Below are 22,195 nucleotides of genomic sequence, written 5' to 3'. Positions count from 1 at the left end.
CAGTCCGTACGACTCGAATGCATGGCGGATGCGCCGGGCGTCATGCCACGGCGTGGCGCCGGACTTTTTCCAGGAAGCAGCACGTGGAAGATCTACGTACACACGAGTTCCGCAACTACATAGATGGCGCATGGGTGGCATGCGCCAACGGTGCCACGACGCCGAACCTGAATCCCGCCGATACCCGCGACGTGGTCGGCCTGTTCCAGGCTTCTTCGGCCGAGGATGCCCAGGCGGCGGTCGCCGCCGCGCAAAAGGCCTTCGCCGCCTGGCGCGCCATGCCCATCTCCAAGCGCGCCCGCATCCTGAACGATGCCGCCGACTGGCTGTCGGCTCATGCCGACCGCATCGGTGCCGAGATCACGCGCGAGGAGGGCAAGTCCCTGGCGCTGGCGCGCGACGAGGTACTACGCTCGGCGCAGACGCTGCGTTTTTATGCGGCCGAGGGCCAGTCCTTCACGGGCGAGGTCTTTCCCAATGACGACCCCGACATGCTGGTCTATAGCCAGCGCGAGCCGCTGGGCGTGGTGACGGTGATCGCGCCGTGGAATTTCCCGGTCTCCATTCCCGCTCGCAAGATCGGGCCCGCGCTGATCACCGGCAACACGGTGGTGTTCAAGCCTTCCAGCGACGCGCCGCTCAGCGGTTACCGCCTGACCGAGGCGTTCGTGCAGGCGGGCATCCCGGCGGGCGTGCTGAACTTCATCACCGGCAGCGCCAGCGCCATCGGCGCGGCCATCACTGAAGCGCCCGCCGTGCGCGCGATCTCGTTCACCGGATCGACGGCCGCGGGCGAGCACATCCATCGCAGCGTGGGCATGACGACGCGTACGCAGATGGAACTGGGGGGAAAGAATCCGCTGATCGTGATGGCGGATGCCGACCTGGATCGCGCGGTGGACCTGGCCGTGAAGGGCGGATTCTCGTTGAGCGGCCAGGCGTGCACCGGCACCAGCCGCGTGCTGGTCGACAAGGCGGTCAAGACCGCATTCACCGAGAAACTGATCGCCAGGATCCGGGCCATGAAGATCGGCAGCGGCGCCGAGAAGGGCTGCGACATGGGGCCGCTGGCCACGCGCAAGCAACTGGACACCGTTCTGGAGTACATCGCCATCGGCAAGCGCGAGGCCACCCATGTGGTGGGCGGCGAGCAACTGCTGGATGGCGAGTTCGCGCACGGCTACTACGTCACGCCCGCGGTGTTCACCGACGTGACGCAGGACATGCGCATCGCGCGCGAGGAAATCTTCGGACCTGTCCTGGCGTTGATCGAGGTCGACGGCTACGAGGACGCGATCGCCAAGGCCAACGACACGGAATATGGCCTGTCGGCGGCGATCGCCACGCGCAGCGGCGATCTCGCGCACCGCTTCGCGAACGACATCCAGTCCGGCACTGTGAAGATAAACCGCACCACCACGGGGAATCTGATCAACGCGCCCTTTGGCGGCCTGAAGCGATCCAGCACCTCCACGTTCCGCGAATCGGGGCGGGTGGGGCTGGAGTTCTACACGCAGGTCAAGACCGTCTATCGCGCGGCGTGAGGCGCCAGGGCGCTGATGCCGACAGGTCCAGGTTTTCCGGCGGGCAGGCCGGGGCCTGGACCCCACAGAACACGACAAGGAATCCCTCATCATGAAGACAGTGGTACGACTCGAACTCGAAGAAGCCCGCGCGATGGTCGCGGCCGCCATTGCGCGGTCGCGCGAAATCGGCGTGCTGGAAACCGTATGCATCGTGGACGACGGCGGATTTCCGATCGCCATGGAACGCATGGACGGCGCACGCATCACCGGTCCGCAGATCGCCTGGAACAAGGCGTTCACGGCCAGCGGACACAAGCGGTCCACCCACTTGTTCACCACGCCGCCGAATGGTCCCGCCCTGCCGGGCAACGAAGCCTTCGGCATCCAACTGAGCTTCGAAGGCAAGTTCGCCGCATTCGTGGGCGGCTTTCCCATCGTGGTCGACGATGAGGTCATCGGCGGTGTCGGGTTGAGCGGCGGCAACGGCGAGCAGGACACGAAGGCGGGCATGGCGGCCTTGCAGGCGCTGGCCGACCTGCTGCGCGAGAAGGGCATGACGGTGCTGGTCCAGCCCGACATCAAGAAATAGTCGACCGCAAGGCAAGCCATGGAATACCGCGTACAAGTGATCGAGTCCGGTGCGGAATTCACCGTGAATCCCGACGAGACCGTGCTGGAGGCTGCACTGCGCTCGGGCGCCAAGATGCCGCACGAATGCACGTTCGGCGCGTGCGGCACCTGCCGCGTGCATGTGTTGCAAGGCCAGGTCCGATACGACGAGCCGCCCATGGGCCTCACCGACGAGGAAGGCAGCCAGGGCTATGCGCTGGCCTGCCAGGCGCGGCCATGCTCCGACCTGCAACTGAGTGCGCCGGGCAGCCGCATGGTATTCGCCGAACCGCGGCGCGTCGCCGCATCCGTGGCGGACGTGACCGCCTTGTGCGAGGGCGTGACGCGCTTGCGGCTGGCCCTGCCCGAGGACCTCGATCTGGACTATCGCGCGGGCCAGTATATGAACGTCTGGCTGGACGACGACGCGCCGCGCAGCTTCTCCATGGCCACGGCGCCGGCGGGCAATCTCGTGGAGTTCCACATCCGCGGCATCTCCGGTGGCCGTTTCACCGATGGCATGCTGCGGGCGCTGAAGCCTGGCGACCGCCTGGACGTCGAGATCCCGCTGGGCGTGTTCTGCCTTCATGAAGACGATTGGCGGCCCATGATCCTGGCGGCGACGGGCACCGGCATCGCGCCCCTGCGGGCCATCCTGGAATCCTTGCTGGACGACGAAGACTGCCCACCCGTGACCCTGTATTGGGGCATGCGCACGCAGGCCGATCTGTACTGCTTGCAGGAACTGGAGTCCTGGCGCGGCCGCATCCACGAACTCCAGGTCGTGCCGGTGCTGTCGCGGGCGGGCGAGCCGTGGACCGGCCGGCGCGGCTATGTGCAGGACGCGATCGCGCAAGACCATGCGGACCTGTCCGAACACGCCCTGTACCTGTGCGGTTCGCCCGCCATGATCCAGGACGTCACGGCGCTGGCCGCCCAGCGCGGCGCGGACCTGAATTACGTATACGCCGACAGCTTCACGTTCCAGCATCCCATGGCGCTGGCCTGATGGCGGCCGCCCGCCGCACCCGCCGCCGGCCTCGATGGACCGGGGAAAGCAGGCGATGTGCCGGTCAACCCGGCACGCCGCAAGGGTCGGGTAAAGTTTTCATATAACCTGAGAACATGCCTATAATCCCGGCATGTCCCTGCGCACCTCCACCCTGACCGATCAGGTCGCCAGCCAGCTTGCCGCCGAGATCGCACGGGGCACCTATGCCGTGGGCGCCAAGCTGCCGGCAGGCAAGGACCTAGCCAGCCTGTACGGCGTCAGCGCCGCCGTCATCCGCGAGGCCACCGAGCGCCTGCGCGCCCAGGGCCTGGTGCGCAGCCGGCAGGGATCGGGCTGCGTGGTGCTGGCCCGCACCGGCGCGGCCGGGTTCCAGGTGTCCGCCGAGGCCGACCGCGCGCAACTGGCGCACGTCTACGAACTGCGCATGGAGCTGGAGGGCGGCGCGGCGGCGTTGGCGGCAAGGCGGCGTACGCTGGCCGACCTGGCCGCCATGCAGTTGGCCCTGGAAGGGCTGCGCGGTTGCCTGGACGATCCCGATCCCGATGCGGGCGTCGAGTACGACGTGGCCTTTCACAGCGCCGTGGCCGTCGCCACCCACAATCCCAGTTATCAACGCCTGTTGCAGTACCTGAACCTGCAACTGCGCCAGGCCGTGCGCACGGCACGGCAGAACAGCCTGCGCCATGCCGGCCTGCCGTCGAGCGTGCAGCAAGAGCATCTGGCCATGTTCGACGCCATCTCGCGCGGCGACGCCGACGGCGCGCGCGCCGCGGCCGTGGCTCATCTGCGCGGCGCCGCCGGCCGGCTCGAACTCGGACTGCCTCCCATCGATTCCCCCTCTTCTTCCGCATACGGATACGCACCATGAGCACGCAAGCCTTCCCGCAACGCCTGGTCCAGGCCCTGGGCCCCGATGTCGTCGCCACCGCCGAGCAGGACATCGCGCCCTGGCTGGCCGATTGGCGCGGGCTGTACCGCGGCCAGGCGCAAGCCGTGGTTCGGCCGCGCACCACCGCCGAGGTCGCGCAAGCCCTGGCGCTGTGCCAGGAGGCCGGCGTGCCGGTGGTGCCGCGGGGCGGCAACACGGGCCTGTGCGGCGGCGCCACGCCGGATGGCGGCGCGTCGAATGTGGTGCTCAGCCTGGACCGCATGAATGCCGTGCGCGGCATCGATACCGTGGCCAACACGCTGGTGGCCGAGGCCGGCTGCATCCTGGGCAACCTGCGCCGTGCCGCGCACGAGGCGGGACGCCTGCTGCCGCTGAGCCTGGCCGCGGAGGATTCCAGCCAGATCGGCGGCAACGTGGCCACCAACGCGGGCGGCGTCAACGTCGTGCGCTACGGCATGGCGCGCGAGCTGGTGCTGGGCCTGGAGGCCGTGCTGCCCACCGGCGAGATATTCCATGGCCTGCGCACCCTGCGCAAGGACAACACCGGCTATGACCTGAAGCAGTTGCTGATCGGCTCGGAAGGCACGCTGGGCGTGATCACCGCCGTGGCCCTGCGCCTGTTCCCGCGCGTCGATACGCGCAGCGTGGTGCTGGCCGCGGTGCAGTCGCCGGCGCAGGCGCTGCAACTGTTCGAGCTGCTTTACGAACAGTGCGGCGCGCGCCTGCAGGCATTCGAGTTTTTCACGGGCGACTGCGTCGACTTGGTGCTGCGCCATGCGCAGGGCGTGCAGGAGCCTTTCGCGCAACGCTATCCGGGCTACGTGCTGGTCGAGCTGGCCGACAGTGTGGACGAGGCCGCCTTGAACGCGCTGGTCGAGCAGGTGATCGGCGCCGCGCTCGAGCGCGAGCTATGCCTGGATGCCGCCGTGTCGGCGTCGCTGGCGCAGGTGCAGGCGTTGTGGAAGTTGCGCGAGGAAATCTCCGAGGCGCAGCGCGCCGACGGCCCTCACCTGAAGCACGACGTGTCGCTGCCCATCGAGCGCATTCCCGAATTCATGGTGTCGGCCGAAGCCCGCGTGCGCGCCGTCAGCGCCGACGTGCGGCCCTTCATCTTCGGCCATTTCGGCGACGGCAACCTGCACTACAACCTGTCGCGTCCGGCGGGTGCGCCCACCGACTGGGCCGCCAAGGAGGGCGCGGCCATCACCGACGTGGTGCTGGACGAAGTGAACCGCTACGGCGGCAGCATCAGCGCCGAGCACGGCATCGGCCAGCTCAAGCGCGATCACTTCCTGCACAGCAAGGATCCGCTGGAACTGCGCGTGATGCGCGACATCAAGCGCGCGCTGGATCCCAAGGGGATCATGAATCCGGGCAAGCTGCTGTAAAGCCGCGGGGGCTCAGGGGGCTGCCGTCTGCAGGCGCAGGCAGCCCGTCAACGAAGGATGCGCATGGCCCGCCGGGCAGCGATACCAGGCATCGCGATAGACGTGTTGAACAGAGACGCCGAGCGCGGAGCGCCTGGCCAGGGTGTAGAACAGGTCACCCTTCTGTATGTGCGACACGATGGATGGATTGGCGCAAAGCTTGCGGGTATCGGCCAGCCTGAAATAGGTCGGACACCTGCGAAAGGCATCGTCCTTGTCCCGCTTGTACGAAACCGCCAGCAGCGTGCGTTCCGAGGGGCCCGCGAGCATGTCGTGGGCCAGGAAGAAGGCCAAGTGCATGCACAGATTGGCGGCCAGGCCACCGACAACGGCCAGGCCGGCCAGATACTGGATGCGCTGGAAAAGCGAGGCGGACCGCCACAGCTTTTCCCGCAAACGTGGCCTGAGCAGCAAGGACAGGCCCAGGCCGATGCCCCCCATCCAGCTTGCGGTAAAGGCGGTTTCTGCCAGGTCGGGGTGGATGGCGAAGCGCCGGTAGGTATGAACCACCAGCGTCACCACCGCGAAAATCGCCGCGACGGACAGCGTGCCGTAAAGCAGCCCCAGCCTGCGCGGCATCTTCGTCGCGGGCCGCGACATGGCAGGCTTTGGCGGCTTCCTTCGTGACACATCCGACCCCGGCTTACGTTGACAGCCCTGGGTTGTATCACGGCACATGGTCCGAGGCCTGTTTCCGTGGCCCGCGCCGCCTGCAAGAACGGCATGCGGCGCCCAGGCGCGCATGCCGTTCTTGCATCACGCCTGGTGATAGATCTCCGCCCCCTTCTTCACGAACTCCACCGCCTTCTCCTGCATGCCTTTCTGCAGTGCATCCTTGTCGCTGACGCCCTGCGAGGCCGCGTACTCGCGCACGTCCTGGGTGATCTTCATGCTGCAGAAGTGCGGGCCGCACATCGAGCAGAAGTGCGCCACCTTCATCGAGTCCTTGGGCAGGGTCTCGTCGTGGAATTCCTTCGCCGTGTCGGGATCCAGGCCCAGGTTGAACTGGTCGTCCCAGCGGAACTCGAAACGCGCCTTCGACAGGGCGTTGTCGCGGATCGACGCGCCCGGATGGCCCTTGGCCAGGTCGGCGGCGTGGGCGGCGATCTTGTAGGTGATGATGCCGTCCTTCACGTCCTTCTTGTTCGGCAGGCCCAGGTGTTCCTTGGGCGTCACATAGCACAGCATCGCCGTGCCGTACCAGCCGATCAGTGCGGCGCCGATGCCCGAGGTGATGTGATCGTAGCCCGGGGCGATGTCGGTGGTCAGCGGCCCCAGGGTGTAGAAGGGCGCCTCGTGACAGTGCTCCAGTTGCAGATCCATGTTCTCCTTGATCATCTGCATCGGCACGTGGCCGGGGCCTTCGATCATCACCTGCACGTCGTGCTTCCAGGCCACCTGCGTCAGTTCGCCCAGGGTCTTCAGTTCGGCGAACTGGGCTTCGTCGTTGGCATCGTAGGCCGAGCCCGGGCGCAGGCCGTCGCCCAGCGAGAAACTCACGTCGTACGCCTTCATGATCTCGCAGATCTCTTCGAAGCGTTCGTACAGGAAGCTTTCCTTGTGATGCGCCAGGCACCACTTGGCCATGATCGAGCCGCCGCGCGAGACGATGCCCGTCATGCGGTCGGCCGTCATCGGGATGAAGGGCAGGCGCACGCCGGCATGGATGGTGAAGTAGTCCACGCCCTGTTCGGCCTGCTCGATCAGCGTGTCGCGGAAGATCTCCCAGGTCAATTCTTCTGCCTTGCCGTCGACCTTCTCCAGCGCCTGGTAGATCGGCACCGTGCCGATGGGCACCGGCGAGTTGCGGATGATCCACTCGCGCGTTTCGTGGATATGCTTGCCGGTGGACAGGTCCATCACCGTGTCGCCGCCCCAGCGGATCGCCCAGGTCATCTTCTCGACTTCCTCGCCGATGCCGGAGCTGACGGCCGAGTTGCCGATGTTGGCGTTGATCTTCACCAGGAAATTGCGGCCGATGGCCATCGGCTCGATTTCGGGGTGGTTGATGTTGGCCGGGATGATGGCGCGGCCGCGCGCAATCTCTTCGCGCACGAATTCGGGCGTGATCAGCGACGGGATGGCCGCGCCGAACGACTGGCCCGGATGCTGGCGCAGCAGGCGGCGCGCCAGTTTCTCGCCATCGGGGCCGCTGGCGCGCAGCGATTCGATGTATTGCTCGCGGCGCAGGTTTTCGCGGATGGCCACGTACTCCATCTCGGGCGTGACGATGCCGCGGCGCGCGTAGTGCATCTGCGTGACGTTGGCGCCGTCGCGCGCGCGGCGCGGCGGACGCTGCAGGTCGAAGCGCATGGCGGTCAGCTTGGGGTCTTCCAGGCGTTCGCGGCCGTAATCGCTGGTCGGGCCGGACAGCACCTCGGTGTCGCCGCGCTCTTCGATCCAGGCGCGGCGCAGTTCAGGCAGGCCGCGGCGGATGTCGATGCGGGCTTCGGGGTCGGTATAGGGGCCGCTGGTGTCGTAGACGGTCAGCGCGGGATTCTTCTCGCCGCCGAACATGGTGGGGGTGTCCGCCTGCTCGATCTCGCGGAACGGCACACGGATGTCGGGGCGCGACCCGGTCTGGTAGATCTTGCGGGATTTGGGCAGCGGTGCGACGGCGGCCGCGTCGACTTCGGCCGTGGCGGCCAGAAACTTGGGATTGGCGTTCATGAAAGCTCCAATGAATCAAAAAGTTGGAGCCGAATCGGGATGGAATTCCGGCCGCGCGCGCACTGGCGCACTGAGGGCGCAAGAACGGGCGACAATGGAATACGCTCCCAGCATCGGCATTATCCGTACTGGTACGAAGGGACTCTCTCAACACGCGGCCCGTGGCCGCGAGTACCCCTGCATGGGCCGAAGTATAGGCGTTTTGGCGGCCGTTTCCGTATTGCTCCGTTGCATCTGGAATCAGACGTGACCTGCCGCCGCCTCATGACCCCTGTAAACTTTTTTGTAACGCGCACGAATCCGCAGTGGAATCCGTGATGACTGCGCACGGAAACCGCGAATCTCCAAGGGAACTCTCAATCATGCAATTGACTCTCCGCAAACTGGCTCCTGTCTTCGCCGTGGCCATGCTGGCCTTGGCCGGGTGCCAGACTGCGCCGACGACCTCCAGCAAGCAGGACGCCACCCCGGCCAGCCCCACGGCAGCCGCACAGCCGAACACCGCGTCGCCGGTCGAGTTCTATATCGCGTATTCCCAACCGGGCAGCGACCGTACCGAGGTTTCCATGCCCGACGGCAAGCTGTATCTGCAGTCCAAGCCCGTCCTGACGCGCCCGTACCTGACCGAGGCCGCCGCGGTGGTCGATCGCCAGGGGCAGCACTTCGTCGGCCTGCGCTTCAACGAAGCCGGCACGCGCATCCTGGCGGACGTCAGCAGCAAGAACCTGGGCAACATGCTGGCATTGGTCGTGAACCGTGAACTGGTGGCCGCGCCCAGCATCGCCGAGCCGCTGAATCGCGGCGCGCTGGCCTTCAGCGTGCCCACCGCCCAGGCCGCCATGGAGCTGGCCGCGCAGATCCGCGGCGATGCGCCGCCGGGCGGCGCAGCTGTCCCGGCGCCTGCCGTGCCGCGTAACGGCGCCACGCCGGTGCGTTGATCCCCGCGGGGCAGAGCGCCCTGCGGATCAGGATTGAAACCCTCCCGGGCCATGCGCCCGGGATTTTGTTTCTGGGATACGCGCGAGAGCTGTGCCTAGCCTTTTGCCGGTGCGCGGCCTGCGAGGGATCGCAGGCGCGACGGCATGGCCGAGCCTGGCACATGCCGTGTCGACGCATCCGTGAAGCGTCCCATCGTCCGGGCCGGGCCCGCTTGCGTTTCAGCCGTGCCCGTGCTGGCGTTGCGCCAGCCGGTCGTCCCAGCCGCTGCTCAGGCAGAGCGCGTCGAATTCATTGGCCAGATCCGACAGGGCGATCGTGGACAGCCGCTCCAGCAACAGGGACTCAGCCTGGCGCAGGGCGTCGTCCAATGCGGCATTGACCACGCGCTCGACGGCGCATTCGGGGTTTTCCGTTTCGTTGCCGATGGCGAAGATGCGCGGACCGCCAACCGCGCGGTGGATATCCAGCAACGTGATCTGCTTCAGGTCGCAGGCGATGCGCCAGCCGCCGCCGTGCCCTTTCTCCGAATGCACATAGCCCGCCTGGCGCAGGCCCGCCATGGTGCGGCGGACGACGACGGCGTTGGTGTCCAGCATCAGGGCGATCTGCTCGGAGGTCAGGGGTTCATCGCGCCGCGCCATGTGCAGCAGCACGTGCAGCATGCGGGACAGGCGGCTGTCTTTTCTCATGATCGATCCAGGCCTTGCAAGGCGCGGGCCGATGTCGTGGGCCCGTCATACGAAACATTATAAGTTGCGTGATGGATCGGAATCTGGCTATCATGTAACTTCAATAGTTTCATGAATGGCCGATGCTCATGCGGCAAGCCGCACCCTGCATACCGGCCGGATTTCCGTAAGGAGCATTCCATGCGATATGACGTCATCATCGTGGGCGGCAGCTATGCCGGCCTGTCGGCGGGGCTGCCGCTGGCGCGGGCGCGCCGCAACGTACTCGTCATCGATGGCGGCAAGCGCCGCAACCGCTACGCCGAGCACTCGCACGGCTTCCTCACCCAGGACGGCACGCCGGCCGCCGCCATCGCGGCGAAAGGCCGCGAGCAATTGCTGGCCTATTCCACGGTGCAATGGCTGGACGCCCAGGTGGCCGGCATCTCGCGCACCGACGACGGCTTCCGCGTCGAGATCGAAGGCCAGCCCGCGCGTCAGGCCCGCCGTATCGTGCTGGCCATGGGCGTGACCGACCAACTGCCCGACGTGCCGGGCCTGGCCGAGCGCTGGGGTAAATCGGTCTTCCATTGTCCGTATTGCCACGGCTACGAGCTGAATCAGGGCAAGATCGGGGTGCTGGCCAGTTCGCCGCTGTCCTTGCACGTGGCGATGCTGCTGCCCGACTGGGGCGCCACCACGCTATTCCTGAACCAGGCCCCCGAACCGGACGCCGCGCAATTGCAGGCACTGGCCCAGCGAGGTGTGCGCCTCGAGCGCAGCCGCGTGCAGCGCATCGAGAACCACCTCGATCTCATCCTGCAAGGGGGGCACGTCGTGAAGCTGGATGGCCTGTTCGCGACGTCGCGCGTCTCGCCCTCGAGCCCGCTCGCCGACATGCTGGGCTGCGAGCGGGAAGAGGGGCCGTGGGGGCACGTCGTCAAGGTCGACGCCATGAAGGCAACGTCCGTGCCGGGCGTCTATGCCTGCGGCGACATGGCCCGGCCCGGCGGATCGGTGCCGTTGGCGGTGGGGGATGGCGCCATTGCCGGCGCGGCGGCGCATCAATCGCTGGTCTTCAGCGCGCACTGAGCGCCCGGGTCAGACGCGCCGTTTGGCGCCCTTGGGCGGCTTGGCGCCGCGCTGGCAGGCGTCCAGGTAGGTCTCCAGCAACTGGTCCAGGAACTGCAACTGCTCGGGATGCAGGGCGCCGAAGCGACGCGGATCCACCGAGAACGGCCAGACCACCGGTTGCGGTTCGCGCAGGCTGTGCCGGTCGGCGCCACGGCCGCCCGGCTCATAGACCAGCACGGCGCGTTCCATGGGGCCGTTGCCGGTTTCGAGCCATTCGATCTCGACATCCAGCGCCTGCGCCAGGCTGCGTACCGAGCGGCTGCTGCCGCGATCGCCGCTTTCGTAGCTGGCGATGGCGCTTTGGGAAAGACCGCTGGCACGCGCAAGCGCCTGCTGCGTGTACCCACGTAGCAGGCGTGCCTCCTTCAATCGGTCTGAGAAATTGCTCTTCACGCAACAATTGGAGCGTGGAGGGAGAATACTTTGGTGGTTCATGAAACCACTGAGGTGGTATTTTCCTTGCCAACTGCACTTCACCTGCCATGCATGGCGCAATCGTCCCGGGTATTTCCCTTGGGTTCACGTCTGGGGGCGGGCTTTTTCAGGCCGGCTGCGCACGACCCATGTCTCGTTCTGTGACGCATGTGTCGATCTGGTCACGCCATGCCAGGCGATACCGGCTTCGCATCCGCGGATTCAACCCCGTCTTTTCGTCGACCGTACCGGGTTTGCGCCCCGTTGGCATGCATCCAGATAGGCTTCCAGCCATTGATCCAGAAAATGCAGCTGATCGGGATGCAGGGTCGAGAAACGGCGGGGATCGATCGAAAACGGCCATGCCACGGGTTGCGGCTCGCGCAGACTGGGCCTGGCCGTGTCGCGGCCCGTATGTTCGTATACCGATGGCAGGCGCTCCATCGGGCCTTTGCCCGTCTCCAGCCATTCGGCTTCGATTTTCAGCGCGGAGGCCAGGCTGCGCACCGATCGGCTGCTGTCCCGGTCGCCGCTTTCATAACTGGCAATCGCACTTTGAGACAGGCCGCTCGCACGGGCCAGCGCCTGCTGCGTCAATCCGCGCAATCGCCGTGCTTGTTTCAATCGGTCTGAAAAAGAGGTTTTCACGCTGCGATTGGAGCGTGTGACATGAATACTTTGGTGATTGGTAAAATTACATATGTAGTATTGAAGTCGTTCAAAACCGTTACCTGATCATCGATATGTTCGACAACCAACAACTCATATTCGTGAATGATGCGTTGCCCGCGGCGTCCTCCACCGCCCTGGTGCATGGACTGCAACAGGCGGGTTGGTCCGTGCAGTTCGCGGATGCCGGCACGCCGCTGCGTGCGCTGGTCGACATCCGCATGCCCGATGCCATCGTGGTGCGCACCTCGGCGGAAGCGATGTACGACCGTGTCATGCATGTGCGCACCTGCGCGCCGACGTCCGCCCTGGTGGTGATGGTGACGGGCGCCCCCGCCAACGTGCGCATCGCGGCCATGGATGCGGGTGCCGACGCCTGCTGCCATGTCGACACTCATTCCGCCGAGCTGGCCGCCATGCTGCGCGCCGCGCTGCGCTTCCGTGGTCTTGGCGGCCGCCGCTCGCTGTGGCGGCTGATGGCGCGCGACCGCGTGCTGGCCGGCCCCGCCGATCAGTGGGTGCCGCTTACCCTGGCGGAAAGCCGCCTGCTCAAGCGGCTGCTCGATGCACCGGGCTGGCTGCTGCCCCGCAACGACAAGACCTTCGGCGGCGGCCGCGCATTGGACGTGACCGTGTCGCGGTTGCGTGCCAAGGCGCAGGGCCTGGGCGTGCAACTGCCGTTGTTCACGGTGCGAGACTGGGGGTATATGTTCCTGGCCGACGGTGATGCCACGGGGTGGAACTGAGGCCGCCACGGCGTTTCTGGCGGCCCGAAGGCCGCCGCACCGGTCAGATGACGACGAGGTTGTCGCGGTGCATCAGCTCGGGATCCGTCATGCTGCCCAGGATGTCGGCGATGCGGGCCGAAGGCTGGCGCATGATGCGCCGGGTGTCGGCCGATGAGTAATTGATCAGCCCGCGTGCGCATTCCTGGCCATCGAGGCCCACGCAGGCCACGACGTCGCCGCGCTCGAATTCGCCTTCGACGGCGGTCACGCCGATGGGCAGCAGGCTCTTGCCTTCGTGCAGCAGGGCGCGCACGGCGCCTTCGTCCAGCACCACGCGACCACGCAGGCGCAGGTGATCGCCCAACCATTGCTTGCGCGCCGACCACACGGGCAGCAGCGCGCGCAGTTCGGTGCCGATGCATTCGCCTTCGGCCAGGCGCGTCAGCACGTTGCGTTCGCGGCCCGAGGCGATGACGGTGTGGGCGCCGCTGCGCGCGGCGCGCTTGGCGGCCAGGATCTTGGTCAGCATGCCGCCGGTGCCGATGCCGCTGCCGGCGCCGCCCGCCATGGCTTCCAGCGCGGCGTCGCCCGCCTGGGCGTGCGAGATGAACCGGGCGTCGGGGTTCTTGCGCGGATCGGCGCTGTACAGGCCGCGCTGGTCGGTCAGGATGACCAGCGAATCGGCTTCGATCAGGTTGGTGACCAGCGCGCCCAGCGTGTCGTTGTCGCCCAGGCGAATCTCGTCGGTGACCACCGTGTCGTTTTCATTCACGATGGGCACCACGCCCAGCCGCATCAGCGCGAACAGGGTAGAGCGGGCGTTCAGGTAGCGTTGGCGGTCGGCCAGGTCTTCGTGCGTCAGCAGCACCTGCGCGGTGCGCAGGCCGAATTCGGCGAAGGCGGCCTCGTAGGCCTGGCACAGGCCCATCTGGCCCACGGCGGCCGCGGCCTGCAGTTCGTGCATGGCCGACGGGCGCTTGGCCCAACCCAGGCGCGCCATGCCCTCGGCGATGGCGCCGCTGGACACCAGCACGACCTGGCGGCCCTGGGCGCGCAGCGCCGCGATCTGGGCCGCCCAGTGCGCCACGGCGACCCGGTCCAGGCCGCGTCCCTCGTTGGTGACCAGGGAAGATCCCACCTTGGCGACCAGGCGGCTGGCGGAGGCGATGACGGATACGGCGTGGGTTTGGGCAGTCATGGTGATGACCGGGCGTTGCGGGACACGGGACACGCCCGCCGGTGGACCGGCGGGTGACGGGATTGCGATTATGGCCTATTCGTTGCCGCTGTGCGGCGGAACAGGCATATCGGCGTCGGCGCGGGTGGTGTCGAAACGCGGATCTTCGTGCACGTAGGTGCCGTCGGCCTGGTCCTGGGCGACGTGGTCCTTGCGGCTCTCGGCGTCCAGGTAGTCCTGCAGCGCCCAGATCAGGTCCTGGGTGCCGTCGCCGTTCAGGCCCGAGATGATGTGCACCGGACCGTCCCAGCCGAACTCGGCGCAGAACTGTTCGCGCGCGGCCTGGGGGTCGGCGATCATGTCCAGCTTGTTCAGCACCAGCCAGCGCGGCTTGTCGGCCAGTTCGGGATCGTAGCGGCGCAGTTCCTCGACGATGGCGCGGGCATCGACGACCGCCTTGGCCACGGCGTCGGTGTCCGGATCGGGGCTGGAGATGTCCACCACGTGCAGCAGCACGCGGGTGCGCGCCAGGTGGCGCAGGAACAGGTGTCCCAGGCCGGCGCCTTCGGAGGCGCCTTCGATCAGGCCGGGAATGTCGGCCACGACGAAGCTGCGCGACGGCGACGTGCGCACCACGCCCAGATTGGGATGCAGCGTGGTGAAGGGGTAGTCGGCGATCTTGGGGCGCGCATTCGAGATGCGCGCGATCAGGGTGGACTTGCCCGCGTTGGGCAGGCCCAGCAGGCCCACGTCGGCCAGCACCTTCAGTTCGAAGCGCAGGCGGCGCTGTTCGCCTTCCTTGCCCGGCGTCCATTGCTTGGGGGCGCGGTTGACGCTGGACTTGAAGTGGATGTTGCCCATGCCGCCCTGGCCGCCCGCGGCCAGCGTGACTTGTTGGTCGTGGCGACTCAGGTCGAACAGCACTTCGCCGGTGTCGGCGTCGTGCACGATGGTGCCGACCGGCACGCGCAGCGTGATGTCGGGGGCGGCCGCGCCGTACTGGTCCGAGCCGCGGCCGTGCTCGCCGCCCTTGGCGCGGTGCAGGCGTGCGTAGCGGAAGTCGATCAGGGTATTGATGTTGCGGTCGGCGACGGCATAGATGCTGCCGCCGCGTCCGCCGTCACCGCCGTCCGGGCCGCCCTTGGGAATGAACTTCTCGCGGCGAAAGCTGCAAGCACCATTGCCGCCTTTGCCGGCGATGACCTCGATGGTGGCTTCGTCTACGAATTTCATGATGTGTGCGGTAAGAAAAAACGGCGGCGGTTACGACCCTCGCTGCTGCCGCCAGGCAGGCGAGGAATGCTGCGGGCCTGTCGGCCTGGGGAAGATCCCCACGTGTTGCCTCAGGGGGCGTTTGCCTTGAGGCGGACCGGCAGTTGCAAAACAAAAAGCCCTGCCGCAGACGGCAGGGCTTTTGCCGGTGCGGCGCGTACAGGGTACGCGACGCCGGGTATTACTCGCTGATGACCGAGACGATGGACTTGTTCAACGCGCCCTTGTGGCCGAATTGAACCTTGCCGTCCGTCAGGGCGAACAGGGTGTGGTCCTTGCCCACGCCGACATTGACGCCGGGATGAACGCGGGTACCGCGCTGGCGGACAATGATGCCGCCGGCCGAGATTTGCTGGCCGCCGTACACCTTGACGCCCAAGCGCTTCGATTCTGAGTCGCGGCCGTTCCGTGTGGAACCGCCGCCCTTTTTCTGTGCCATGTTTAGCTCCTGCTAAAAAAGGTACCGGGGCTGCTTCAAGCCGTGACGGCTTCGATGCGCAGTTCGGTGTAGTTCTGACGGTGGCCTTGACGCTTCTGGTAGTGCTTGCGACGGCGCATCTTGAAGATCTTGACCTTGTCATGCCGGCCATGCGCAAGAACCGTTGCCTTGACCACGGCGCCGGCGACGAGGGGCGTACCAACTTTCAGTTGGTCGCCTTCGCCCACGGACAGGACCTGGTCCAGCGTGATTTCTTGCCCGATGTCAGCAGGTATCTGTTCTACCTTGAGTTTTTCACCGACAGCAACACGATATTGCTTGCCGCCGGTTTTTACGACCGCGTACATGGGTTTTCCTTGAAGGGTTAAATCGGAGGGCAGGGCGGGCGGGACTTGGCTGCGGGTACGCTGCGAAGAGGAGTCGCCTGACTTGCCGTCCTGACACATTCGGTCGATTGGACGCGAAAGCCGAAGCTGGCAGATGGGATTTGCGATTCCGGCGCTTGCGATTTCCGCAAGGCTTTCCCGTTGCTTTCCCGCTTTCCCATCAATTGCGCTGCTGTCCGGCTGGTTCCGTGTCGCTGCGCGCGTAGGCACACCGACCGAATCGAGGATTCTAGCCCGGACTGGTGCGAAAGTCAAAAACGCCTTGTGGCGTAAGGGTTTATGGCCGGCGGCATGTGGTTTTTGGGGGACAGCGCGACTCTGGCCCAGGGGCGACGGTTGCCGGCGTGGCCGGGGGGATTGAGCGCGCGCCTGCCGCGGCGCAGGGCCGCCTGGATCCGGCGGGCTGGCCGGGTACCTGCCCGAGAGACGGTCGCACCGGCCCCGCAGGGCGCGGACTTGAGCCACCGGGCAGCGACGACCATGTCAGTATAATTCTGGCCGGCCCCCGAAACCCGCGCGCTTGCCGCGCGGCACGCTACCCGAGCCGCGGGGCCTGGCTCACCCTATTCCCGGATCCGGTTTTGACTCTCTCCGCGCTGATCGCTCCCATTGCCGAAGACATGAAGGCCGTCGATGCGGTCATCCGCGACCGGCTCAATTCCGAAGTCGTCCTGATCCGCACCATCGGCGACTACATCATCGGCGCCGGCGGCAAGCGCATGCGCCCGGCCATGCTGATGATGGTGGCGCGCGCGCTGGGTTATGCCGGCACCTATCACCAGTTGCTGGCCGCGGTGGTCGAGTTCATCCACACGGCCACCTTGCTGCACGACGACGTGGTCGATGAGTCCGACCTGCGCCGGGGCCGCAACACCGCCAACGCCGTGTTCGGCAACGCCGCCAGCGTGCTGGTGGGCGACTACCTGTATTCGCGCTCGTTCGAGATGATGGTCGAGGCGGACAACATGCGCATCATGCAGATCCTGTCCGAGGCCACCACGGTGATCGCCGAGGGCGAGGTGCTGCAATTGCTGAACGTGCACGATCCCGACGTTTCGCAAGAACGCTACCTGCAGGTGGTGCGCTACAAGACCGCCAAGCTGTTCGAGGCCGCCGCCCAGGTCGGCGCCGTGCTGGCGGGCGGTACGCCGGCCCAGCAGGAAGCCGCCGCCGCCTATGGCCGCCACGTGGGCACGGCGTTCCAGTTGGTCGACGACGTGCTGGACTACAGCGGCGATGCCCAGGCGCTGGGCAAGAACGTGGGCGACGACCTGCGCGAGGGCAAGCCCACGCTGCCGCTGATCCGCGTCATGGAAGTCGGCACGCCCGAGCAGCGCGAACTGATCCGCCGCGCCATCGAAACCGGCGACGCCGACTTCGAGGCCGTGGCCCAGGCCATCCAGGCCACCGACGCGCTGGAGCACGCCTTGCAGGCCGCCCAGGCCGAGGCGGAACTGGCCCGCGCAGCCCTGGCGGACTACCCCATTTCCATTTATCGAGAATCCCTGTTAGAATTCTGCGCTTTCGCGGTTAAACGCGATCGCTGATGCAAAAGCGCAGTTGGTGCGGCGTAGTTAGTGCGATGCATAAGCCCCAAGCATAAGTCCCGAGTGGCTTACGGCAAAGAGCAAAGCAACGCACAAGCAAACGCACAAGCAGTTGGGCCCGAACCCAGCCGTTTGTCTGCATCGGTGCAGTGGTAAAAATCGGGGCGTAGCTCAGCCTGGTAGAGTACTGCGTTCGGGACGCAGGAGTCGGAGGTTCGAATCCTCTCGCCCCGACCAATTCAGTTGGTCATGGCGGTTCCCGAAACCGTCGGCAGAAGCCGGTATTGCCTACATGCAATGCCGGCTTTTTTGCTTTTTGCCGCCGGGGCTCACCCCGGCGGCCATCCTGGCCTGGCACGAAGCGCCCAGGTATCCGTGGCCCAGGCACGCGAGTTGCGGAAGGCCTGCGCATGGAGACTCGCCAACCCGCCAACATTCGCGCACAGGCCATGCAGGCGGGCTCGCTCGTCGCCGCCCACCTGGATGCCGGGCAGGCGCATGGTGCGCGTTTCCGCCGGCGCGCCTGGCGGGCCGCGCCGAAGCTTTCCGTGATGCTGGACCGCCTCGACCGCCTGACCTGCCGGGATTGCGAGGTATCGGTCGAACGCATGCTCAACGCCATCGGGCGCACCAGCTTCGCCCCGCTGATCCTGATCGTCGGGTTGTTGATCATGTCGCCGCTGGGCCACGTGCCGGGCATGCCCACGACGGCGGCCGTGCTCGTGGGCCTGAGCGCCGCGCAGATCGTCATCGGCCGTTGCCACATCTGGTTGCCGCCCTGGCTGCTGCGGCGGCAGGTCAAGCGCAAACTGCTGCAGCGGGCGATCCGCTTTCTGCGGCCATTGGCGCGCGCCAGCGAATTCGTCTGCCGCTCGCGCCTGCGATGGATGACCGGGAATATCGGCGTGCGAAGCGTGGCGGGGCTATGCCTGTTCATTTGCATTGTGATGCCGCCCTTGGAAATGGTGCCGATGGCCAATTCCGCCTGTGGCGCGGTGCTGGCATTGTTCGGCCTGGCGTTGACCACGCGCGATGGTGTGCTGATGAGCCTGACGCTGCTCGGTGGCGTAGGGGCCTTGACGTGGCTGGCCGTGGGTTGACGCATCGGGATGGGAAGTGGCCACGGGTGTCTCGAGCGAGGCGCGGCGACAGGCCTGGCCGGATCGCGCGCCGCGCCGCAAACGCCTTGTTCCGCACGCCATTCGCGTGAGCCGACGCCATCGCAGGGGTCGGCACGACCCCTTATCCGACAGCCCGCTGGCAATATGCCTTGAAAAAGAGTGCCGTGCGGCGCGGGAGTAATATCGACGGCTTCGCGACCCACGCGTCTCGCGCGTGCGGCCATTCTCGTTCTTCATTTCTCCACGCCGTTCACCGTCATGCTGTTCAGCTTTGCGCGTACTCACCAATACCCGATAGGCGAAGGCGTTCCATACGCCGAACGGTGGAGGGCGGTGCTGGCGCTGTTGCTGGGCGTGGGCATGTCCAGCCTGGACACGGCCATCGCCAACACTGCGTTGCCCACCATGGCACGCGATCTGCAAACCACCGACGCGCTGTCGGTGTGGATCGTCAGTTCCTATCAATTGGCGATGATCGCGGCGTTGCTGCCGGCCGGCGCGCTGGGCGAGATCGTGGGCCACCGCCGGGTCAGCATGGTGGGCCTGATGCTGTTCACCCTATCGTCGCTGGCCTGCGGCCTGGCGCCCTCGCTGGAATGGCTGGTGGCGGCGCGCGTGGCGCAAGGGCTGGGCGCGGCCGGGCTGATGTCGGTCAACGCGGCCGTATTGCGTTTTGTCTATCCCTCGGGCCAGCTGGGCCGCGGCGTGGGCTTGAATTCACTGGTCGTGGCCGTGTCGTTCGCGGCAGGGCCCACGCTGGCGTCACTGATCCTGTCGGTGGCCAGCTGGCATTGGCTGTTCCTCATCAACGTGCCGCTGGGCATCCTGGCCGTTCATCTGGGCCTGAAGTCGTTGCCGGTCACGCCGTTGAACGGCCGCGCCTTCGACAAGGTGGCAGCGGTGTTCTGCGCGTGTTTCTTTGCGCTGCTGGTCTACACCTTGAACGAAGGCGCGCACGCGCGCACGTGGACGGACGTGCTGGTCTCGGCGGCGCTGACGCTGGTGTTCCTGCTTGCGCTGTTGCGGCGGCAGGCTGGCGACCCCGCACCGATGCTGGCGCTGGACCTGCTGCGCAGGCCGATGTTCGCCTTGTCCGCGGCCACGGGGGTGTGCTCGTTCGCCACGCAGGCGCTGGCCTTCGTGTCGCTGCCCTTCATGTTCCAGCAATTGGGGTATTCACAGGTGGCGACCGGGTTCCTGATCACGCCCTGGCCGGTGGCGGTTGCGTTGGTGGCCTCGGCGGCGGGACGCCTGTCGGACCGCTATCCCGTGGGCCTGCTGGCGGGCGCGGGCCTGGTGGCGCTGTGCGCGGGCATGGGGCTGCTGGCCAGCATGCCGGCCCATCCGTCCGCGTTCGACATCGGCTGGCGCATGGCCCTTTGCGGCGCGGGCTTCGGCTTTTTCCAGTCGCCCAACGTACACGCCATCATGACCTCGGCGCCGCACGCGCGCAGCGGCGGCGCCAGCAGCATGGTCGGCACGGTGCGGCTGCTGGGGCAATCCACCGGCGCGGCGCTGGTGGCGGCGTGTTTCAACATCTCGACCCAGCATGGCGCCGTGACGGCGCTGTGGCTGGGAACGGCGTTTGCCGGGCTGGCGGGCGTAGCCAGCGTGATGCGGCTGCGGTATTGAGGCGCGGCGGGCGGATGCCGTGCGCCGAGGGGGGGGCGGCGCGGCCTCGACCGGGCGGCGCCAGCGGCGCGGGCGTACCCCGCCGCCATTCGTTCTGATCCGGCGACAGGCCTTACACTGGCCCGGCGGCCGAAGCAGCCGCCGGAGCGGTCCCGCGTTGCCGGATGGCCGTCTCCGATACCGACAAGGAGACAGCCATGCCGCAGGCCTTGAAGGACGATCTGGCGCCCAACACCGCCAATCACGTCGCGCTGACGCCGCTGGGTTTCATCGAGCGTGCCGCGCGGGTCTATCCCGATCACCCCGCGCTGATCCACGGCGCGCTTGAACAGAGCTGGCGCCAGACCTACGAACGCTGCTGCCGCATGGCTGCTGCATTGGTGGCCGATGGCGTGCGAACGGGCGACACCGTGGCGGTGCTGGCGCCCAATACGCCCGCGCTGTACGAGGCGCATTTCGGCGTGCCCATGGCGGGCGGTGTGTTGAACGCGTTGAACACGCGCCTGGATGCCGCGACGCTGGCCTTCATCCTGGAACATGGCGAGGCGCGCGTGCTGCTGTACGACAGCGAATACGCGGGCGTGGTGGCCGACGTGCTGGGCCGCCTGCCGCAGCCCCCCCGGGTGGTGCGAATCGAGGACACGGGGTTTGCCGGTCCGCACGGCTTGTTGGGCGATGCGGAATACGAGGCCTGGCTGGCGGCTGTGGAACCCTGCTGGGATTGGACCTGGCCCGAGGACGAATGGCAGTCCATCTGCCTGAACTACACCTCGGGCACGACCGGCAATCCCAAGGGCGTGCTGTATCACCATCGGGGGGCGTACCTGAACGCCATGGGCAACGTGCTGTCGAGCAACGTGCCGGCGCACGTGCGCTATCTGTGGACCTTGCCGATGTTCCATTGCAACGGCTGGTGTTTTCCGTGGACGGTGGCGGCGGTGGCGGGCACCAATCTGTGCCTGCGCAAGGTCGAGGCGGCACAGGTGTTCGGCGCCATCCGCGAGCTGCGGGCCGAATTGTTCTGCGGGGCGCCGGTGGTCTTGAACATGCTGGTGAATGCGCCAGAGGGCGTGCGTCGACGGTCGGAACATCGCGTGCTGGTCGTGACGGGTGGCGCCGCGCCGCCCGCCGCGGTGATCGAGGCCATGGATGCACTGGGCATCGATGTCTCTCATCAGTACGGGCTGACCGAAACCTATGGTCCGTCGATGGGATGTGCCTGGCACGCCGAATGGGATGAGCGGCCACTCGAACAGCGTGCCGCCTTGAAGGCGCGGGTGGGCGTGCGCAAGATCAACGTCGAACGCACGCAGGTGGTCGATCCGGACATGAGGCCGGTGCCCGCCGATGGCCAGACCATGGGCGAGATCGTCGTGCAGGGCAACAGCGTGATGAAGGGCTATCTGAAGAATCCCCGCGCCACGGACGAGGCGTTCGCGGGCGGGTGGTTCCACACCGGGGACTTGGGCGTGGTCGATCCGGATGGCTACGTGGCCATCAAGGATCGGGCCAAGGACATCGTCATTTCAGGCGGCGAGAATATCTCGACGGTCGAGGTGGAGAGCGTGCTGTACCGCCATCCCGACGTACTGGAGGCGGCGGTGGTGGCGCGGCCAGACGCCACCTGGGGCGAAACGCCCTGCGCCTTCGTTACGCTGAAGGATGGGCACGATGCGCACGCGCAGGACATCATCGAATTCTGCCGCGCGCGGCTGGCGCGCTTCAAGGTGCCGCGCACGGTGGTGTTCGGGCCCTTGCCGAAAACGTCGACGGGAAAAATCCAGAAGTACGTGCTGCGCGAGCAGGCGGCGGACTTGTCCGAAGGCGACCCGGTTCCGTCTTGAGTGCACAAAGCCCGTCCGTACGCGGAGGCGCTTTTGCGTCGCGGACGAACCGGCGCGCCGGGGCCGCACCACCGGCCGCGCGGACCCGCTGG

21 protein-coding genes and 1 tRNA gene are annotated in these 22,195 nt (G+C 66.8%); 13 read left to right on the top strand and 9 right to left on the bottom strand.

Annotated features, from left to right (window positions below; all coding sequences use genetic code 11):
• The first annotated feature begins 83 nt into the window (after positions 1 to 83).
• The 5 genes from A7W11_RS20725 to A7W11_RS20705 all read left to right on the top strand — a co-directional run bounded on the left by A7W11_RS20725 (position 84) and on the right by A7W11_RS20705 (position 5,424).
• Positions 84 to 1,544 carry an aldehyde dehydrogenase family protein gene (locus A7W11_RS20725; protein ID WP_066418389.1) on the top strand — a complete coding sequence of 487 codons (1,461 nt, stop codon included), beginning with the start codon at positions 84 to 86 and terminating at the stop codon, positions 1,542 to 1,544.
• A 91-nt stretch (positions 1,545 to 1,635) separates the two neighbouring features.
• Positions 1,636 to 2,115: a GlcG/HbpS family heme-binding protein gene (locus A7W11_RS20720; RefSeq protein WP_066418385.1), complete on the top strand. Its 480-nt coding sequence runs from the start codon at positions 1,636 to 1,638 to the stop codon at positions 2,113 to 2,115.
• 18 nt (positions 2,116 to 2,133) lie between these two features.
• Positions 2,134 to 3,144 carry a 2Fe-2S iron-sulfur cluster-binding protein gene (locus A7W11_RS20715; RefSeq protein WP_066418378.1) on the top strand — a complete coding sequence of 337 codons (1,011 nt, stop codon included), beginning with the start codon at positions 2,134 to 2,136 and terminating at the stop codon, positions 3,142 to 3,144.
• Positions 3,145 to 3,277: 133 nt separating this feature from the next.
• A complete protein-coding gene (locus tag A7W11_RS20710) occupies positions 3,278 to 4,015 on the top strand; it encodes a FadR/GntR family transcriptional regulator (protein WP_066418376.1) in 738 nt (245 codons plus the stop codon).
• A complete protein-coding gene (locus tag A7W11_RS20705) occupies positions 4,012 to 5,424 on the top strand; it encodes an FAD-binding oxidoreductase (RefSeq protein WP_066418373.1) in 1,413 nt (470 codons plus the stop codon). The genes A7W11_RS20710 and A7W11_RS20705 overlap by 4 nt, the downstream gene beginning before the upstream one ends.
• Positions 5,425 to 5,436: 12 nt before the next feature.
• On the opposite strand, the gene A7W11_RS20700 is transcribed toward A7W11_RS20705, so the two are convergent.
• Together A7W11_RS20700 and thiC are read right to left on the bottom strand one after the other, a co-directional pair.
• Positions 5,437 to 6,042, bottom strand: coding sequence for a hypothetical protein (locus A7W11_RS20700; RefSeq protein WP_156523177.1), 606 nt, complete (start codon positions 6,040 to 6,042; stop codon positions 5,437 to 5,439).
• Positions 6,043 to 6,219: 177 nt separating this feature from the next.
• Positions 6,220 to 8,133 (bottom strand): phosphomethylpyrimidine synthase ThiC, encoded by a 1,914-nt coding sequence (gene thiC / locus A7W11_RS20695; RefSeq protein ID WP_066418364.1) that lies wholly within the window; start codon positions 8,131 to 8,133, stop codon positions 6,220 to 6,222.
• Between the two features lie 362 nt (positions 8,134 to 8,495).
• Here thiC and A7W11_RS20690 point away from each other — a divergent pair, with 362 nt between their 5' ends.
• On the top strand, positions 8,496 to 9,071 hold the full coding sequence (locus A7W11_RS20690) for a SecDF P1 head subdomain-containing protein (RefSeq protein WP_066418363.1): 576 nt from the start codon (positions 8,496 to 8,498) through the stop codon (positions 9,069 to 9,071).
• A gap of 219 nt (positions 9,072 to 9,290) precedes the next feature.
• On the opposite strand, the gene A7W11_RS20685 is transcribed toward A7W11_RS20690, so the two are convergent.
• On the bottom strand, positions 9,291 to 9,761 hold the full coding sequence (locus A7W11_RS20685) for an Rrf2 family transcriptional regulator (protein ID WP_066418362.1): 471 nt from the start codon (positions 9,759 to 9,761) through the stop codon (positions 9,291 to 9,293).
• A 180-nt stretch (positions 9,762 to 9,941) separates the two neighbouring features.
• Between A7W11_RS20685 and A7W11_RS20680 the strand changes: the two genes are divergently transcribed.
• Complete coding sequence (locus A7W11_RS20680; protein WP_066418360.1) at positions 9,942 to 10,832, top strand: NAD(P)/FAD-dependent oxidoreductase; 891 nt, start codon at positions 9,942 to 9,944, stop codon at positions 10,830 to 10,832.
• A gap of 9 nt (positions 10,833 to 10,841) precedes the next feature.
• On the opposite strand, the gene A7W11_RS20675 is transcribed toward A7W11_RS20680, so the two are convergent.
• Entirely contained in the window at positions 10,842 to 11,243 is a 402-nt protein-coding gene (locus A7W11_RS20675; RefSeq protein WP_066418358.1) for a helix-turn-helix domain-containing protein, read from the bottom strand.
• A 267-nt stretch (positions 11,244 to 11,510) separates the two neighbouring features.
• Positions 11,511 to 11,936, bottom strand: coding sequence for a helix-turn-helix transcriptional regulator (locus A7W11_RS20670; protein ID WP_082887393.1), 426 nt, complete (start codon positions 11,934 to 11,936; stop codon positions 11,511 to 11,513).
• A 95-nt stretch (positions 11,937 to 12,031) separates the two neighbouring features.
• On the opposite strand from A7W11_RS20670, the gene A7W11_RS20665 reads away from it, so the two are divergent.
• Positions 12,032 to 12,703 (top strand): response regulator transcription factor, encoded by a 672-nt coding sequence (locus A7W11_RS20665; protein ID WP_066418356.1) that lies wholly within the window; start codon positions 12,032 to 12,034, stop codon positions 12,701 to 12,703.
• 43 nt (positions 12,704 to 12,746) lie between these two features.
• Here A7W11_RS20665 and proB read toward each other — a convergent pair whose 3' ends face one another.
• The 4 genes from proB to rplU all read right to left on the bottom strand — a co-directional run bounded on the left by proB (position 12,747) and on the right by rplU (position 15,920).
• A complete protein-coding gene (proB, locus tag A7W11_RS20660) occupies positions 12,747 to 13,883 on the bottom strand; it encodes a glutamate 5-kinase (protein ID WP_066418352.1) in 1,137 nt (378 codons plus the stop codon).
• Between the two features lie 75 nt (positions 13,884 to 13,958).
• A complete protein-coding gene (gene obgE / locus A7W11_RS20655) occupies positions 13,959 to 15,095 on the bottom strand; it encodes a GTPase ObgE (RefSeq protein ID WP_066418349.1) in 1,137 nt (378 codons plus the stop codon).
• 220 nt (positions 15,096 to 15,315) lie between these two features.
• Positions 15,316 to 15,573, bottom strand: a complete 258-nt coding sequence (gene rpmA, locus A7W11_RS20650) for a 50S ribosomal protein L27 (protein ID WP_066125219.1) — start codon at positions 15,571 to 15,573, stop codon at positions 15,316 to 15,318.
• 35 nt (positions 15,574 to 15,608) lie between these two features.
• Complete coding sequence (rplU, locus tag A7W11_RS20645) at positions 15,609 to 15,920, bottom strand: 50S ribosomal protein L21 (RefSeq protein ID WP_066418338.1); 312 nt, start codon at positions 15,918 to 15,920, stop codon at positions 15,609 to 15,611.
• Positions 15,921 to 16,540: 620 nt separating this feature from the next.
• Between rplU and A7W11_RS20640 the strand changes: the two genes are divergently transcribed.
• From A7W11_RS20640 to A7W11_RS20620, 5 genes are all read left to right on the top strand, one after another.
• Positions 16,541 to 17,506 (top strand): polyprenyl synthetase family protein, encoded by a 966-nt coding sequence (locus tag A7W11_RS20640; RefSeq protein ID WP_066418335.1) that lies wholly within the window; start codon positions 16,541 to 16,543, stop codon positions 17,504 to 17,506.
• 160 nt (positions 17,507 to 17,666) lie between these two features.
• Positions 17,667 to 17,743, top strand: a tRNA-Pro gene (locus A7W11_RS20635).
• Positions 17,744 to 17,916: 173 nt separating this feature from the next.
• Complete coding sequence (locus A7W11_RS20630) at positions 17,917 to 18,606, top strand: exopolysaccharide biosynthesis protein (RefSeq protein ID WP_082887392.1); 690 nt, start codon at positions 17,917 to 17,919, stop codon at positions 18,604 to 18,606.
• A 279-nt stretch (positions 18,607 to 18,885) separates the two neighbouring features.
• Entirely contained in the window at positions 18,886 to 20,259 is a 1,374-nt protein-coding gene (locus A7W11_RS20625; protein ID WP_066418331.1) for an MFS transporter, read from the top strand.
• A 197-nt stretch (positions 20,260 to 20,456) separates the two neighbouring features.
• Positions 20,457 to 22,103, top strand: a complete 1,647-nt coding sequence (locus tag A7W11_RS20620; RefSeq protein WP_066419315.1) for an acyl-CoA synthetase — start codon at positions 20,457 to 20,459, stop codon at positions 22,101 to 22,103.
• Positions 22,104 to 22,195 lie beyond the last annotated feature (92 nt).

The organism is Bordetella ansorpii (assembly GCF_900078315.1).
In the GTDB taxonomy this organism is placed as follows: Bacteria; Pseudomonadota; Gammaproteobacteria; order Burkholderiales; family Burkholderiaceae_B; genus Bordetella; species Bordetella ansorpii.
This window is presented reverse-complemented; position numbering and strand designations above follow the sequence as displayed.